The 15,531-nt window shown below is 42.5% G+C and carries 12 protein-coding genes; 5 read left to right on the top strand and 7 right to left on the bottom strand.

Annotated elements, in window-relative coordinates; translation table 11 throughout:
* Window positions 1-9: 9 nt before the first annotated feature.
* A complete protein-coding gene (locus C0V70_RS08395) occupies window positions 10-813 on the top strand; it encodes a hypothetical protein (protein ID WP_133566733.1) in 804 nt (267 codons plus the stop codon).
* Here C0V70_RS08395 and C0V70_RS08390 read toward each other — a convergent pair.
* From C0V70_RS08390 to fabG, 3 genes are read right to left on the bottom strand one after another with little or no spacing between them, the layout of a single operon-like run.
* Complete coding sequence (locus C0V70_RS08390; protein ID WP_102243417.1) at window positions 810-1,607, bottom strand: enoyl-ACP reductase FabI; 798 nt, start codon at window positions 1,605-1,607, stop codon at window positions 810-812. The genes C0V70_RS08395 and C0V70_RS08390 overlap by 4 nt on opposite strands.
* A gap of 8 nt (window positions 1,608-1,615) precedes the next feature.
* A complete protein-coding gene (fabZ, locus tag C0V70_RS08385) occupies window positions 1,616-2,029 on the bottom strand; it encodes a 3-hydroxyacyl-ACP dehydratase FabZ (RefSeq protein ID WP_102243416.1) in 414 nt (137 codons plus the stop codon).
* Window positions 2,029-2,766, bottom strand: a complete 738-nt coding sequence (gene fabG / locus C0V70_RS08380) for a 3-oxoacyl-ACP reductase FabG (protein WP_102243415.1) — start codon at window positions 2,764-2,766, stop codon at window positions 2,029-2,031. The genes fabZ and fabG overlap by 1 nt, the downstream gene beginning before the upstream one ends.
* Before the next feature lie 169 nt (window positions 2,767-2,935).
* Here fabG and C0V70_RS08375 point away from each other — a divergent pair, with 169 nt between their 5' ends.
* Complete coding sequence (locus C0V70_RS08375) at window positions 2,936-3,343, top strand: DUF1036 domain-containing protein (protein ID WP_102243414.1); 408 nt, start codon at window positions 2,936-2,938, stop codon at window positions 3,341-3,343.
* On the opposite strand, the gene C0V70_RS08370 is transcribed toward C0V70_RS08375, so the two are convergent.
* Genes C0V70_RS08370 through C0V70_RS08360 form a run of 3 tightly spaced genes read right to left on the bottom strand, consistent with a single transcriptional unit; the run spans window position 3,340 to window position 7,544 of the window.
* Entirely contained in the window at window positions 3,340-4,767 is a 1,428-nt protein-coding gene (locus C0V70_RS08370; RefSeq protein WP_102243413.1) for a phytoene desaturase family protein, read from the bottom strand. The genes C0V70_RS08375 and C0V70_RS08370 overlap by 4 nt on opposite strands.
* Before the next feature lie 9 nt (window positions 4,768-4,776).
* Window positions 4,777-5,988, bottom strand: coding sequence for a DUF7453 family protein (locus C0V70_RS08365; RefSeq protein WP_102243412.1), 1,212 nt, complete (start codon window positions 5,986-5,988; stop codon window positions 4,777-4,779).
* On the bottom strand, window positions 5,985-7,544 hold the full coding sequence (locus C0V70_RS08360; RefSeq protein ID WP_102243411.1) for an NAD(P)/FAD-dependent oxidoreductase: 1,560 nt from the start codon (window positions 7,542-7,544) through the stop codon (window positions 5,985-5,987). Before C0V70_RS08360 ends, C0V70_RS08365 begins: the two co-directional genes overlap by 4 nt.
* Before the next feature lie 87 nt (window positions 7,545-7,631).
* Here C0V70_RS08360 and C0V70_RS08355 point away from each other — a divergent pair, with 87 nt between their 5' ends.
* Window positions 7,632-8,891 carry a CinA family nicotinamide mononucleotide deamidase-related protein gene (locus C0V70_RS08355; protein ID WP_102243410.1) on the top strand — a complete coding sequence of 420 codons (1,260 nt, stop codon included), beginning with the start codon at window positions 7,632-7,634 and terminating at the stop codon, window positions 8,889-8,891.
* Window position 8,892: 1 nt separating this feature from the next.
* Here the strand turns inward: C0V70_RS08355 and C0V70_RS08350 are convergent, their stop codons facing one another.
* Window positions 8,893-9,171: a hypothetical protein gene (locus C0V70_RS08350; protein WP_102243409.1), complete on the bottom strand. Its 279-nt coding sequence runs from the start codon at window positions 9,169-9,171 to the stop codon at window positions 8,893-8,895.
* Between the two features lie 344 nt (window positions 9,172-9,515).
* Between C0V70_RS08350 and C0V70_RS08345 the strand changes: the two genes are divergently transcribed.
* Window positions 9,516-14,555 (top strand): hypothetical protein, encoded by a 5,040-nt coding sequence (locus tag C0V70_RS08345; RefSeq protein ID WP_102243408.1) that lies wholly within the window; start codon window positions 9,516-9,518, stop codon window positions 14,553-14,555.
* Window positions 14,556-14,619: 64 nt separating this feature from the next.
* Window positions 14,620-15,438 (top strand): undecaprenyl-diphosphate phosphatase, encoded by an 819-nt coding sequence (locus tag C0V70_RS08340; protein WP_102243407.1) that lies wholly within the window; start codon window positions 14,620-14,622, stop codon window positions 15,436-15,438.
* Window positions 15,439-15,531 lie beyond the last annotated feature (93 nt).

Here is a 15,531-nt window from a genome sequence, read left to right as displayed (position 1 = left end):
TCTTAAATTATGCGATTAAAGATATTTATTCTTTCTACTATGCTCATCACTCTCATCAGTGGTGTGCTCTTTTATAAAAACCTCACACAGATTGAACCGGGAAAGAGTGTTTTACGCTTTGATTTCGATGAACTGCGCTCAATTGACTCTCAGGTCGCCAATACCGCCTTCTATCTTCGAAAGAACTTAACGGCCGATAGTTCTGAGCTTTCTGATGAAATCCTGAGAATCAATGAATTACTCGGACTCATTAACGACATCAATCGCAGCACTCCTGAGCTGACAGAGTCGGTAAAAAAAATCAGGTCTCATTTCGAAATGAGAGTCAAACAATTACAGAACTTTGAAAAGGCCCGTGCAGAATTAAGAGAAAGCTCTTCAGCCCTTCTTCCCGCTTACAATGAATTAGAAAAAAAGAATATCAAGTACACTCTTGATAAAAGAGATTTCTACCGCGAATGCATCTTAGACGCTTACATGTTCATTGCCTCATCTCATAAAGAAAATGAGATGCGCCTTTTAGAAGACCAGAAAATCCTGGGGCAAATCATTAGTTTTGCCAATACAACGAATGAAGACCTGGTGAAATACCAAAAGCATCTGGAGACGATTCATAAAAGAGTTAAAGAGATCGACGTGATCTTAAAAGACATTAAAGAAGTCAATATCTCTAGTGAAATGAAGATCATCGCAAAATACTATCAAGAGAGTGTGCAGGCACAAAATGAACAGACAGAAAACATCCTGAAGTTTACCATCGCGGCCATCGGGATTTATCTGCTTTTCATGATATTTATTCTGAGAAAATCCTAGGTTCTTTTCGCGTAGGCCTCAACAACTTTTTCATCGAAGTAGTTGGCGCCCATCCCTGCATCCACTACCATATTTGAAGCATTCACGCCACTTGAGGCCGGACTCATAAGAAACGCCACAGTGTTTGCCACTTCTTGCGTCTCCAAGGCCTCATGTCTCATAGTCAGTTGCTCAGCATAAAGATAGTTGTCGATATAACCCGGGATTCCAGCTGAAGCTGAAGTTTTAAGTGGTCCTGAGCAAACAGCATTGAAGCGCACTTTCGTATCAGCAGAAAATGATTTTGCCAGGTATGCGACAGTGGCATCTAGTGACGCTTTAATCGGCCCCATATAACCGTAGTTAGTTGCACGTGTGCTCGAAATAGAAATCGTCACCACTGAAGCGTCAGCGGCCAATACCGGCTTAATGGCGTTTGACATCGCCACAAGTGAGAAACATGAGATATTTGAAGCTTGAAGATAATCAGCAAGTTTTGTTTCGTGAAAGGGCTTCATCCCTTCTGAGTAATTGGCAAAAGCAATTGAATGAAGGAATCCATGAAGAGTGACTTTGTCATCTTGAAGCTTTCTTCCAAGATCAGTGATACTCGCTTCATTTTCAACATCGAGAATAAAAACTTTTTTGCCTGGAAAAAACTTTTCCACTTTTTCTTTGGCATCTGCACTTTGAACAGTAAATATCAGGTCTGCCCCATTTTCTTCCAGCGTTTTTGCCGAAAAGTAGGCCACAGATTTTTTATTGGCCACACCAGTGATTAAAAATGTTTTATTTTCTAATTTTAAAAAGCTCATAGTTTTCCTTAAACGCTGGCAACAGCAAACTCGATGACTAAAACAGTTTTTCCATCAACCTTCGTTGTGCCCTTCATGTAGTGAGCATTGGAAATGGATTCTGTTAATTCAACGTCCATGACTAGCTCATCTCCAGGACGAACCATATTTTTAAATTTGGCATTTTGAACTCTAGTGACAACTCCCAATCCTCCACCAGCACGTCCTGCCATTAAAGCAGCACCTGACTGGAAAAGGGCCTCCTGTAAAAGCACCCCTGGCATAATCGGATTACCTGGGAAGTGACCTTTAAAAAAGTCTTCGTTCCCAGTTAGTTTTAAAGTCGTCGTGATTTTCTGATCTGATCTATCGATGATTTTATCGACAAATAAAAAAGGAGGTCTTTGGGGAATTAAGTCCAGGATGTCGGGATAAGTGCTCATTAAAGTCCTCCAGAAATCTCAAGGCTTGCTCCCGTGATATAGCTGGCTTCACGGCTTGCTAAGAATAAAACGGCGCTTGCCACTTCTTCAACGCGACCAAAGCGCTTCATCGGAACATCTTTCATGTATTCTTTTCGTTGATCTTCCGGAAGATCTGCCAGAAGTTCAGTGTCGATAAATCCCGGGCACACGTTATTGACAGTGATCCCACGTTTAGCGACTTCTTTTGAAAGTGATTTTGAAATCGCAATCTGTCCTGCTTTTGAAGCAGCATAGTTTGCTTGTCCTGGAAGACCAAGAGAGCCTCCGATCGAAGACATGTTGACGATGCGTCCGTAACGGTTTTTCATAAATTGTAAAACAGCGTGCTTACTCATCAGGAATGTTCCTGTTAAGTTCGTATTGATCACGTCATTCCATTCGGCCATTGTCATCGTCGCCGTCAATTGATCTCTTCTGATTCCTGAGTTGTTGATTAGAACTTCAATTTTTGGAAAAGTGTTTTCGATGTATTTAAAAAACTCGATCACCGCCGCTTCATCGCGAACGTCACATTTTTTCACTTGCAGTTTTTCACCGAAAGTTGAGTTTTCCTCTTTCATTTTTCTTGCCGCTTCATCATTGCCTGCATATGTGGCAATCACTGTCGCACCATTTTTTAAAAAGGATTCAGTGATCCCGCGGCCGATTCCGCGCGTTCCCCCAGTAACAATAACCGTTTGGTCTTTAAAATCCATAACACTTCCTTAAGTCTATTTTGTGCAGGGATTTTAGCCTGAGAAAGTTTTAAGCTCCACTTGCCCCGTGTCATATAGGTGTTAGAAAATGGATGTTTTCTTTAGTTTGCAGACTCTCACTGTCTCCCTACATTTAAAATAGAGAATTTTTATTTCGAAGGAGGAATGAATGAAAACACTAGGACTATTAATCGCGCTTTTTTCAAGCATCAGCGCTTTTGCCACAACCGGAACTATTGAGTCTTACTTCTCGCCTTCTGCTGATAAGCACGACAAAGTCGTTCACCTCTATCTACAAAATAACTGCTACCAGGAAGTCATGGTGGCCACTCGCTCACAAAACCCTAACGGCATTTGGGAAACCAAAGGATATATGCGCCTGTTTCCAGGACAGGTGATCCCGAATGGAGACATGATTAACAATATCTATTACCTCAATGCATTCACCATTGATGGAAGAGTGAGATGGGAAGGAGAACACCAGTTTGAAATTCACTCACGTCCGGTGAGAGCGCTTCTGGTTGAGCTACCAAAAGAATACGGTGGAAACTGGACGACAGTTCTTTACTGTTACTAAAGCTTTTCTAATTTTGTGAGGTAGTTGTCGACTTCGTGGGCCTGAATGACTCCGTAGTTGGCAGCTCCCAGCCATCCCGACATAATAATGCCCACAGAACCCGCGTGGAAGAGCCCAGGAAGTTCTTTGTGCATATTCATCGAGACATCTAAACCTTCAAATTTTGTCCCGAAGCTTGCGCCCCTTTCATGAAGTGTGTAGCGTTCAACTGTTAATGGAGTGGCCGCATCGACGTAATCGATTTTCTCGCGGATACCGGGAAGAATTTTTTCTAGACCACTAAGCGCTTTTTCAATCAAGTAAGCTTTTTGCTTTTCATACTCTTCTTCAGAAAGGTTTTTCCAGTCTTCATAACGGGCGTTAGAGCTTGAAACAATTGCGTACTTTGGATCGAGGTGGGGTCTCATTTCCGGATAGTATAAAGAGAATGTCTGGCTTCCTACTTTTGGAGAAAGAATCAGATCAGTTGAGAAGTCTTTATCTTCTGAAGTAAAAATCAGATCACCGATAAAAGGAATGCTCTCCCCTTGTTTTAGCCCCATGTAGACCTGACAAGAAGAAGTGTTGAGCCTGACCTCATCAGATTTTTTTACAAATTCAGGCGAGAAGTGCTCACGCCCAACCATTTTATTGACAGTGCTTTTTAAGTTTGAATTTGAAACAACGGCCTTCGAGGTGATCCTGTGGCCTTTAACTTCCACTCCAACTGCTTTTCCATTTTCAATCACAATTCTATCCACGCGGGCCTGAAGCTGGATATCGACGCCGTTTTTAAGCATCTCTTCCTTCATCATCCCAATCATCGTATCTGTTCCACCGTGGAAGATATAAACACCTTTACTCATGAAGTTTGAGAATACGATCCCGTAACTAATCGCCGGGTCTTCCAGGTTTGATCCGTTAGCATAGACGATCGGTTCTAGTAAAAAGCGCGTGATGTCTGAGCGTCCAGGGAAGTATTTTTCAAACAACTCTCCGTTGGTCATCTTTGAGTTGTCGTAGAAATTCATATTGGCTAGTTCATCAAAAAAACCGACAACGGTTTCTTCTTTCACGCCGAATTTTTCGATCAGGACTTTAATGAAGTGCTCTTTCGTAAAATCTGTTTCCACTTCAAATTGTGGATTGATGTAACGGACAGACTTTAACTGGTGAATGCGATCAGCAATATCTTTGCTCCAGTACTTGCGGCAAGTCTTAATCATTCCCACCGGGAAGCCATGAAGAGAGACATCAAAAATATGTGAGCCGTCTTTTCTTTTAAACCAAGTGGCAAATCCACCTAACTTATTGTGAGACTCGAGTAATAATACAGAACGTCCATCACGGGCCATTTTATTAGCGAGGGTCATGCCGGCAAGGCCTGACCCAATAACGATGACATCGTAATTTTTTTCGATTTTATCTTTTGAAGAATACTGCATGCTTTTTTATTAGAGCTTAGGCGAGACTTTGTAGACTGCCGAACCCCATTCCTTATTGTCTTTTGCGCCCACAACCAGGCAATAAAAAACAATCTCTCCATGATCGTTCATATCCACATCTCCTCCGAATCCAGGGAAATTTGGATTCGAAAGAATTTTTCCCATTCCTAAGTCAGTCATCACTTCATCACCTTCAGCGACGATCTTTTTGACTTCTTTTGAATCAGCAAGATAAATTCCGCGCTTGCCGTCCATATCTTTTGCTCTAAAAAGAATTTGTCCTTGCTCGTTGATTTTTGGCGAGAACATTTCGATTTCTGAAATCCCGTCTGATTTTTCAATCACAACATTTTTCAAATGCCCTTCTTTGTAGCGAATAAGGGCTTTTGTTCCGTCTTCTAAAACAGCAGTGAAGGCCACCATGTTGTTTTTTGAAATACTAGCTGAGTTGGTGAATCCTCTAAAGACAGAATTCGGGTCCATGTCTTTATCACGGGCAATAACCACTGGCTCCAATGAAGATCCATTTGGTTTTAGCATCAGGATTTCATCACCGTTTGATTCGTCCCATTGTCCTACGTCACCAATGCGTCTCTTGAAGGCCATGGCCCCAGAGTCGTTTAAGTAAGGTTTAAACAGGTATGAAGATTTTTGTCCGTATGAGCTCGCACCTTCCGCGATGATGGGCTTTAATGACCCGTCATACTGGAAATACGTGCGTGCATTTTCCTGGTCTGTCCCGCGGAAATAAACTTTTCCGTTTGTCAGCACCTGTGGGTATGTATAAAAAGCGATGTCTTCGTTTGCTGGCTTTAGAACTTGCTTTACTTCAGACGAATCACCGTTGAAGGTAAAGATCCCATCGCTCGCAAAATCATCGTATGTGTTAAACGCAATCACACCTGCATCGTTAAGACTCGGGTCTGTCACAAATTTTGTTTCATCTGTTGAATAAACAATCTTTCCGCTCTCATCAATTCCACGCTTAAGCCATAGCCCTTGAGTGTTTTCTCCATTAAAGGCCATAAGTTTAAAGCTTACGTCTCCGCGGTTGTTGATAACCGGTGATGTGTTTGAAAGAAAACTCATCGGTGGAAGATTGTATCCGTCGCCGATATTAGCGCGCGCCAGAATTTCTGGAGCATTGTATTCTGAGATGGCAGCGAAAGTAGAAAATGATAGCGAGAAAAGAGTAAGCGCTAACGTCGTTTTAATAGTCATGGTTCAAATCCTTTTTCTGTTTTTAAAAGAGACATGGCGATTTTTACGCCATCAACCGCTGCACTGGTAATCCCTCCGGCATGGCCTGCGCCTTCGCCGCAAGGATAAAGCCCCTGGTGGCTGGTTGATTCCATCGTCTCTTTATTGCGGGCAATCGTCACGGGTGCCGATGTCCTAGTTTCTGGTGCAATCAGTAGTGCTTTATCTGAAATAAAGCCTTTTAAGTTATCATCAAATTTTACCAGAGCTTGCTCTAAATGTTTAGTCACAAATTGCGGTAATATGTCTCTTAATGGAGTTTTTACAATTCCTGAAGGTGTTGATGTTTTGACTCCTTCATTCGAAGGATTCAAAGAATGATTCATAAACTCTTTGAGTGTCTGAGCAGGAAGCTCTCTTCCATGGGCACGGGCCATTGAGGCCTGGTAGGCCTTTTGTTCAATTCCGTGCTGAAAATCCAATCCGGCAAGCAGCTTATCACTTGAGAAATCTACTCCGGCGCGAACGCTGACAACTAAAGCAGCATTCGACCAGCGGGAATTGCGGGCGTAGTTACTCATTCCATTGACGACGATTCCATTGGCCTCTGTTCCCGAAGAAAGTACATAGCCTCCCGGGCACATACAGAAACTATAAGTTCCTTTTTTTGTCTTCGGGTCTTCGTAACTCAAGCGGTAACGGGCAGCTCCCAGCTCAAGGCCTGCAAATTTTCCGTATTGAATATGATCAATGAGTTCGCGAGGATGCTCGATACGCACACCAACTGCGAAGTCTTTTTGTTTCATTTCCACCCCTAACTCTTCCAGGTGGTAGTACATTTCCTTGGCCGAATGCCCGGTGGCCAGGACAACACTGTTAGAAAAAAGTTTTTCTCCGGTGTTTAATTCAACGCCGATAATTTTTTTTCCTTCATAAAGCAAACGGTCTACTCGGGTATTGTAGCGAACTTCAGATCCCTTTGAGACCAAGTACTCAGTCATCTTGTTAATGAGTGCTCTGATTTTGTTTGAACCCAAGTGCGGGTTAGAAATATACGCTGTTTCTTTCGGGGCACCGAAATCCACAAAACGATTCATGACGTACTGAACGAAAGGAGATTTGATTCGGGTAATCAGTTTTCCATCAGAAAAAAGGCCTGCGCCTCCTTCACCGTAACACACGTTGTTTTCCGTGTTAAATTCTCCGTATCTCCAGAACTTCGAAATATGCAGCATTCGGTTGTGAGCGCGGTCTCCGCGCTCAATCACAATCGACGGCACTCCGTAATCTGCTAAACGTAAGGCACAAAAAAGCCCACCGGGGCCCGCCCCAATGATAATGGGTTTATTTTTAAATGATCCTAGTTGAGGGAATTGCTCTCTGGCCGCTTCAAACTGCTCGCCCGGACTTAAAATCTCAACATTGTAAGTGTAGCGAGGAGTTTTTCCTCTCTGGGCACCTCTGGCATCGAGGGCCTGATTTAAAATGCGGTAGTCCACATGATCGGGAAAATGAGAGTCCAAATAGACTTCAACGTCCTCATTGTAATCGAGTGTGAATTGAATTTTTTTTGTCATTGGTTTGTCTCAATATTGGATGAGACAAGTATAAGCGTTTTATGGCAAAATTTAAAGCTATAAAACAAGAGTTTCTCGGAGAGAAAAATGAGTAAAGCATTAACCGTTTCCATGATCGTCATTGGAGATGAAATATTAAATGGCAGAACGACTGATTTAAACGGTTCGTGGCTCTCGAAGTTTCTCTTTAAAAAGGGCCTGGAATTTAAGTCACTGCGCTTTATTCGCGACAACGCCGAGGAGATGACTGCGGCCTTGAACGCTTCTTTTTTTGACAGCGATATCGTCATTACCAGTGGAGGAATTGGACCCACTCTCGATGATAAAACCAAAAACACCCTGGCCGATTTTTTCAAAAAACCAGTTGTTGAAAGAAACGACGTCGCCGAACTTGTGGCCGAAAATTACATCCGTTTTGGGAGAAGCTGGACTCCGGAAACTAACCATTATCACTTTTTCCCCCAGGATTTTATCGCCATCAATAATCCAAGAGGACTTGCTCCCGGACTTGCTTTTTTTACGGCCGATAAAAAACTCGTCATGGCCGCTCCCGGAGTGCCGCGCGAATTTACGGCGATGGTAGAAGAAGAATTTTATCCGCTCATCAAAAAAGAATTTGCCGATAGGCTAAAAGAAAACCACCAATGCGTTATCAGGACTCAAGGAGTTCCTGAAGAAAAAATCTTCTTTGAACTCTGCCCGACTCTTTGGCAAGACCTGGAGGCCTTTGGAAAAGTGAGTTCACTTCCTCACACCATTGGAATTGATATAGTCATCGGTTTTACCGGATCACAAAAAGAGTTCGAAGAAAAATCACAAAAGATTAAAGAACTCATCATGAAAACTCCTCTTGCTCCTCATGTCTGGCAATGGGGAAATCGTGCGATCCACGATATGGTGTTAGAAAAAGCTTTGGAGAAAAAATGCACCTTTGCTTTTGCTGAATCATGCACTGGAGGACTGACATCATCAAAGATCACTGATCTCTCTGGATCAAGCGCTGTTTTTTACGGCGGGATTATCTCTTACGACAACTCGATTAAAGAAAATGTTTTAGGCGTTCAAAAAGAGACGCTGGAAAAATTTGGTGCAGTCAGTGTTGAATGCGCTATAGAAATGGCCCGTGGAGTGCGCGAACTTTTAAAAACGGATTATGCTGTTTCAATCACCGGCATTGCCGGCCCGAGTGGTGGATCAAAAGAAAAACCAGTAGGAACAGTGGCCATTGGGATTGCTTCTAAAGAAAAAAACACAGCTGTGTTGTATCAATTTCCAGGAGACAGAGTAAAATTAAAAGACCGCTTTTCAGATAAAGCACTTTTAACTTTGCTGGAATTAATGGAGTAGATTATTTGTTGGCGAAAGATTTTGAAGTCTGAATTTTTTCAAGAGCAGAGGACTTCATTTCCTGAACACTCTCCTCTTGTACACTGGCAATTTCTCTTTTTGCTCTCTGAGCTTCCTCAGAATTAAAACGCCCGCTTTGGGCAAGACGGTTAATCATCACTTCTGCCTGCATCTTTTCAAGCTTCATTGAGCTTATCATTTGATCAATTGTCTTACTCTCTGCCATCACCTGGAATGACATCGTTGAAACCGCGATCAAAAAAAGAATTTTGCATTTCATCGTGATTAACTCCACTTTGAGTTGTTTGAACTCTCCCCAGTATCGGGGGAAACCGCCTTTTTCTTGAGCTTTTCGATCGGAATTAAGCTGCTAAATCGTGATCTCAAGGGCCTAGAATAGAAACCTCAATGGGAAGATTTTTTATTTAAATTTTCTCCTCGCCGAGAAAAATGGGCAGAAACGTCCTATTCCACACTTTCCACAATTGGCTTAACTCTCTGAAAATAATCAATCACCGGAATTAAAACCCTACTGTTTCAGAAGGCTTTTAAAATTAACGAAAGGTTATCAAGGGAAAACCGAATAGATTTAAGAACTTTGTTGCAAAAAGGCTTGTGGACTTGATGGATTATTTAAAGACACATTTAAAAAAGTTTGGAGGCATCACTATCCTTGTGATGGTTCTCACTCTTTTTTTACAAGGGTGTATCCAATCGCCACAATCAAAACGCAATTCCCTTAAGAGTGCCAGCACAACTGATTCAAGTGGCACAACAAAACTTCCAGAATTCACAGCTGGAAACAATTTTATCCAAAACGGTGCAAGTGTTTATCTCTCAAGTGTTCCACTTAGTTTAAATTTTTCTGATTACATCCAGCTGCGCGGAAAAGATGTCGACAGTTACATCAGAAGCACAGGGACTTCAAATATTGTTTGTCTAACTTCACGCTACACACAAGCGGCAGTCAACAAAGTTATCTTGATGGCAGCAATCCCTCGCTCGGTCTATAACTTTACTTCACAGACACTTGAGTACTACTACAATATTTCTCCATCTGACGTAACATCAAACCAAAGCTTTTGTCAGAAGACAGGTGTCATCAACAAGCTTTACAGCTTATACCCTGCTCTTACTCCAAAATACCAAATATCAGAAATCTGTCCAACGGGAACATGTTCAAGTTCATCATACCCAGGTCAATCACTTGAGTTGTACAGCACGACAGGAACGCCCTTAACTCAGATTGCAACGAAACATTTACTTTTCACTGTTTCAAACAGCACAAGTGGGAACTCTTCTTCAGGACAGACTTGTACAGACTCTTCACAATGTACATCTCAAGGTTATGACTGTTGTAGTTCAGGTCAGTGTGTAAAAGACCTTGCTCAAAGGCCAGGTGTAGACACTTCTTCAAATGAGTACCTTCAGGCACTACAGGATATTTTAAACAATCCTTCTAACGTTTACCTGTACCCTCAATACTATTTCATCTGTTCACAGCCGGTGACAACTCCAACGACACCGACAACTCCAACAGACCCGGTTAATGAGGCCAATGTTCGTCTGAAGAAGATGGCAAACCTGTATAACTGTACAACGAAGATTGAAGGTGAATACGGTCTTTGTACTAAGACTTACACCAATGCGACGATCGGTCAATTCTACAGCGCTGGAAAAGACGACAGAAGTTTTGCCGACACATTCACTCACATCAACGTTGATAAACAGACCCTGGTTTCGATAGAAGAAATTAGCTACGGTGAAGTTGTTATTTACGACTACACGACAAAAACAGACACTCAACTTCTGCCAAATATCTATGAAGATACGGCAGTGAGAATTGAAGGTTCTCATAACGACGACCTGGCAACAGGAGCGGCAATTCAAGTTAAAGTAAAACCTTCTGCTGCTGTTTCAAATGACCTGGTTATCAAATACAAAATCGATGCAAGCTGTACACAAGTCAATGCTTCTTTAGCGAAATGTGAAAAGTACTATATCCAAGGCCAGGACGATGCTGGAGACACAATCGCAGCTCACCGCCGCGGCCGTGTCACAGACCACTACCCAGACTCAAATATTTTTAAGCTTCCTTACTACGCTAACACTGCTAAAGCGATCACAGTTGAAGTCGATGGGATCACTCAAAAACAAGACCTGGACTGGCAATTAAACATCGGTGCTCCAAGCACTATTCAATTCCTTCCTGTCAACACCCTTAAAGTTTTTAAAGACCAAAAGGTCCGCATCTCATATTTCGTAGACCTGACAGTCAACAACGTTATGGAGTCAAAACTAGCAGCGTTGAATGAAATTAAAACAATCTGTTCATGTTCAGGAACAAACTGTAGCCTGACTCCGGTCAAAAACACTGCCGGCGCAATCACTGATTACGCCTGTGTTTACCCAGACCCTGATCCGGTTGATCCACCGATGTCTCAAAAAATTTACCTGAGCTCAAAAACAGTTCCAGTGCGCTTCTACGATTCAAACGGAGCAGCTCAAACAACTGTTAACGCCAGCACTTTAAAGCAGGAAGGAACTGAGTTCAAATACAGAAATGATAACCTGCTTAACCCAAGCAACATGCCAGACATTACTAATGCGGCAGACACAAGTGACACTTACACAGGTTTTAACGAAATTTACGGAAGCCTTTCATACACTAACGGTTCAGCAAAACCTGCTTATGAAGTTTCGGTGAAAAAAGGCACGACATACGATATCTACGTTGACCGCGGGTCTTTTTCAAACTGTGTTCAGTGTGGAAACGACTACTACTCTCAACTTAATAAACTCTTTCCTCTTGCTCAATTTGGTGGTGGTTCTGTTCCACTACTTGGACAGACAAACCGCTCAATGAGCAACGGAATCCGCTCTGATGAAATGAAATTCGGACGCGCCTGTCTTGTCCCAGCAACAATGATCCCATGGACACATGGAACTGAGTCAACTGCACAAGTTCAACGCATGAACCGTATGCGTGCTCAGCACTTTATGTTCGCTAACGGTTACCAGTATGACTGGTATGGATTTGACTATGGTTCGGTTATCGGGTCTTTTGATGGTGTGAAGTGGTTCTCTATCGGAACAAACCGTCGTATCAAAGCAGAAAGCAATAAAATGTTCGTTGCCGTCAACGGTCTTTTTGGAGACCTGACTCTTGAAGCAACTTATGAAGTGACAATCAATGATGGGACACTCAACCCTCTTGGCTCAAACATGGTCACTACAGATTACAATTCTGACGGGGCCCAGTGTCAGCAATTCCACCAGTGTTCAACAGACAATGACTGTGCGACCACTCTTGGATGGGAATACTCATGTGCTTCAGTTAATGAAATCACAACCAGCTGGCCAAAATTTGATGATAATGCCAAAGAAATTCCTGAAACGAATTTCGACAATAACCGCTTCACTAGCATCCTTGGTATTTCTACAACTGGAAAACGTTGTGTGTACCGCGGGCGTGGTGCACTTTGTACACAAAACTACAACAACGTAAACGTGAACTCGACTTTCAACCAGTCGACAAGTCAACAGATGCACTCATGTTCATCAAATACTTACTGTCAGTCAATTTCAGTAAACGGAGTGCCTGCAGCGAAATTCAACAACCGCATCGCTCGTTACGGAAAAGTAAGAACAGACTCAACTGTAGATAGTTTCGGTCTGGCGGCGCTTATCCCGGGACGTCCATACTCATTTAATGGTGTTGAAACTGTTAGAGCTGAAACACTAAAAAATCTTAACGTCAATAAGGCCATGGCAATGTGTATTCCTGGCCGTGACGTCGACCAGACAAGTTTCCTTGAACAAAATCGTGTGGCCCCTACTGGCACAGAGTTTACTGGTGATAAAGTTCTAGGAATCGGGATGAGTTACAGGAAGAGCACGCCAACCGCGGCTCCAAACTACCTGAATGCGTGTTCAATCATGGACTCGACAAAAAATTTCTATCACAACACGACAACTCAAGCGGGCGCTTTATTTAGCAACGCTTCTGTCTACCCTAACTTAAAATACGATGCCGGATCTCAGGCAATGTCGACCAACGTCCTGGGAATTTTTGATTCGATCTTCTCAAGCAAAGGGATCTCTTTTGGTCTGTATAAATCGACAAGTGCAATCCTGACGACAACATCGTTCCAGGAAAACAGATGTCTTCGCGCTCCTGGTTCATCATGTTTTACAGATATGGATTGTGGCCCTTCAAAAGTTGTAAGCGATAAAATCAAGTCATTAAGCGCTGCTGATTCAGTCGTGACTAATATCCTGAATAAATATGAAGTCATGTTCTGGCAGGAAGAACTGGTCTGTTCTCAGGCCCAGGCAAAAACCAGCTCTCTTTATGATCCAAAAAACAACCGTTGTTGTCGTGAAGTTGGTAAAACAATTTCACTTCCATCTGGAGACAATGTAAACCTGATTAACTACAATCAAGTTCCGGGACTTGATACATCAATTGGTTACAAGTACCGCTACTCTCGTGCTGCGACCATGTACAAAGAATCAAACACAGATGCAGGAAACTTCCCTGCACTATCTGTGGCCTCAAAAGATCAGTGTGGTTCGCCGGCCGATCCTCTTCTTTGTAAATCGACGGCCACTCTTGCAAATCAATTTAGAACGTTTACATCACTAGCTGAAAAAACCAGCTGTTCAGGTGATTGGGTAAGAAGTTTCGCAACAAGTGGAACAAAATGGGAAAGCTCTCGCTTCCAGGCCTTTGCTCCATCTATGTTTAAATGTTTCAACTGGTATGGTGGTACAGGTGGATACACTTGTTCACAATATGAAGCGGATGATCCGGCCTGTCCAATGGCCCAGACACAGCCAAGCACACCTAAAGCAAAAGAAATTTTAAGTTACCTTGGAAGACTGGAGCTAATGGGGATTCCACAAATTTCATTCCCATCAGAAGAGTATTACAGTGATGCAACTGAAGAGCGCGGAATGTCTTGTAAGTCTCATCCATCGGGAAGATCTAACACTTATCCAAACAATGCTTCAAGCACTGGAGGTACATACCTTCCTCCAAGCACTCTTTATAAGAGTGGTGCGATTAAAGAATACGTTGACAGCAACACTGCTCCAACAATGTACAGCTACTCTGCTGTAGATAATACTAACTTCCAAAGCATGAAACAAATTTTCAAGTCTGATGAAGTTAGAGGATGTCTACCTGCCGGAACACAGATGACAACAGGTGCTGACCCCGCTCTGTGCTGTACAGGGATGATCAACTCAAAGACATTAAAATGTCAGCTTGATGACTATGTAGACGTCAGCGTTTATACAAACCGCTATGTTTCAAGTGAAGCTAAAAAGCTGAACATCACTCTGTTTGACTCAAATGGGTACATTAAAGACCCGGCATACGCTGCTAACCTGGCGTGTGAAAGACAGATGTGTGCTTCAGGTAAACTGGCCTACGGTATCTTGATTTCAAGATTAAAAACTCCTGGTCAGGAAAGTCTGCCAAACAAATACTTCCGTTTCCTTGAAGGAAACACCGCCGATAATATTAATAAGCTCCTGGACATCTACAATAAAGGTCTAAAGCTTAACAACCACGTTTATTGTATTCCAGAGACTCTGGACAACTCGGCCACACAATCAGATTCTGATGACCTGACGATTTTTACTTGTGGTAATTAATTGTCAAAAGCCTTCTATGCTCTCATAATAAATCAGGACAAAATTTTTTTGCAAAGAGAGTCGCATGGAAGCATTGATTATTGCCGCAATCCTGGGCCTGGTTGAAGGTCTAACAGAATTTATTCCCGTATCCTCTACTGGACACTTGATCATCGTCAGCGAACTGCTGCACCTGGATCACGCCAAAAGTGATTCATTTAATATCATTATTCAATTAGGGGCCATCCTCGCAGTTGTTTATCTCTATAAAGAGAGATTTGCTGAGTTTTTTAACTTAACCAAGCTTAAAGAGTTAACAGACCTTGAAGGAATTAAAAAGGCCAAAAGACTTAACCTGGTTCATATCGCCCTGGCCATTGTTCCGGTTTTAGGAATTGGTTTTGTTACCCGTAAATTAATTAAGGCATACCTCTTCAACACTAATGTAGTTGTCTTCTCACTTATCTTCGTCGGGATTCTGATGATCGTCGTTGAAAAGTTCAAACCGAAACCAAAAATTACCGGCCTTGATGAAATCACCTATTTCGATGCCTTCATTATTGGTCTAGGCCAGTGTTTTGCTCTTATCCCTGGTGTCTCACGCTCGGGAGCGACAATGATTACGGGAATGTTGAGAAAGGTGGATGTTAAAACCTCTGCGGATTTTTCATTCCTCATCTCTGTGCCAGTTATCTCGGCCGCAACTATTTATGAATTCATTAAGGTCTACTCGCAATTCACCATGGCCGATATGATGTCACTTCTGGTGGGATTTACTGTCTCGTTCCTGATTGCAATAGTCGGAATAAAAGGTTTTTTAGTCGTTTTAAAGCGCTTAAGTATCACGCCCTTCGCTATCTACCGTATTATCTTCGGGCTGGTCTATTACCTTTTTATCAAGTAAAAAACCGCCTCATTTTATGGCCAGACAGAGGGAGAATATGCCCATTCAATCTTATTGAGGGCACTCTCCCTAACACTCCGAAACCATTATCCT

It is taken from the genome of Bacteriovorax stolpii, from assembly GCF_002872415.1.
Taxonomy (GTDB): domain Bacteria; phylum Bdellovibrionota; class Bacteriovoracia; order Bacteriovoracales; family Bacteriovoracaceae; genus Bacteriovorax; species Bacteriovorax stolpii.
Note: the sequence above shows the minus strand (reverse complement) of the source record. Positions and strands in the feature narration are given on the sequence as shown.

Excerpts from the sequence above, each read along its gene's own strand:
- C0V70_RS08395 (WP_133566733.1), top strand. The coding sequence starts at position 10 with ATGCGATTAAAGATATTTATTCTTTCTACTATGCTCATCACTCTCATC.
- C0V70_RS08390 (WP_102243417.1), bottom strand. The coding sequence starts at position 1,607 with ATGAGCTTTTTAAAATTAGAAAATAAAACATTTTTAATCACTGGTGTG.
- fabZ (WP_102243416.1), bottom strand. The coding sequence starts at position 2,029 with ATGAGCACTTATCCCGACATCCTGGACTTAATTCCCCAAAGACCTCCT.
- fabG (WP_102243415.1), bottom strand. The coding sequence starts at position 2,766 with ATGGATTTTAAAGACCAAACGGTTATTGTTACTGGGGGAACGCGCGGA.
- C0V70_RS08375 (WP_102243414.1), top strand. The coding sequence starts at position 2,936 with ATGAAAACACTAGGACTATTAATCGCGCTTTTTTCAAGCATCAGCGCT.
- C0V70_RS08370 (WP_102243413.1), bottom strand. The coding sequence starts at position 4,767 with ATGCAGTATTCTTCAAAAGATAAAATCGAAAAAAATTACGATGTCATC.
- C0V70_RS08365 (WP_102243412.1), bottom strand. The coding sequence starts at position 5,988 with ATGACTATTAAAACGACGTTAGCGCTTACTCTTTTCTCGCTATCATTT.
- C0V70_RS08360 (WP_102243411.1), bottom strand. The coding sequence starts at position 7,544 with ATGACAAAAAAAATTCAATTCACACTCGATTACAATGAGGACGTTGAA.
- C0V70_RS08355 (WP_102243410.1), top strand. The coding sequence starts at position 7,632 with ATGAGTAAAGCATTAACCGTTTCCATGATCGTCATTGGAGATGAAATA.
- C0V70_RS08350 (WP_102243409.1), bottom strand. The coding sequence starts at position 9,171 with ATGAAATGCAAAATTCTTTTTTTGATCGCGGTTTCAACGATGTCATTC.
- C0V70_RS08345 (WP_102243408.1), top strand. The coding sequence starts at position 9,516 with ATGGATTATTTAAAGACACATTTAAAAAAGTTTGGAGGCATCACTATC.
- C0V70_RS08340 (WP_102243407.1), top strand. The coding sequence starts at position 14,620 with ATGGAAGCATTGATTATTGCCGCAATCCTGGGCCTGGTTGAAGGTCTA.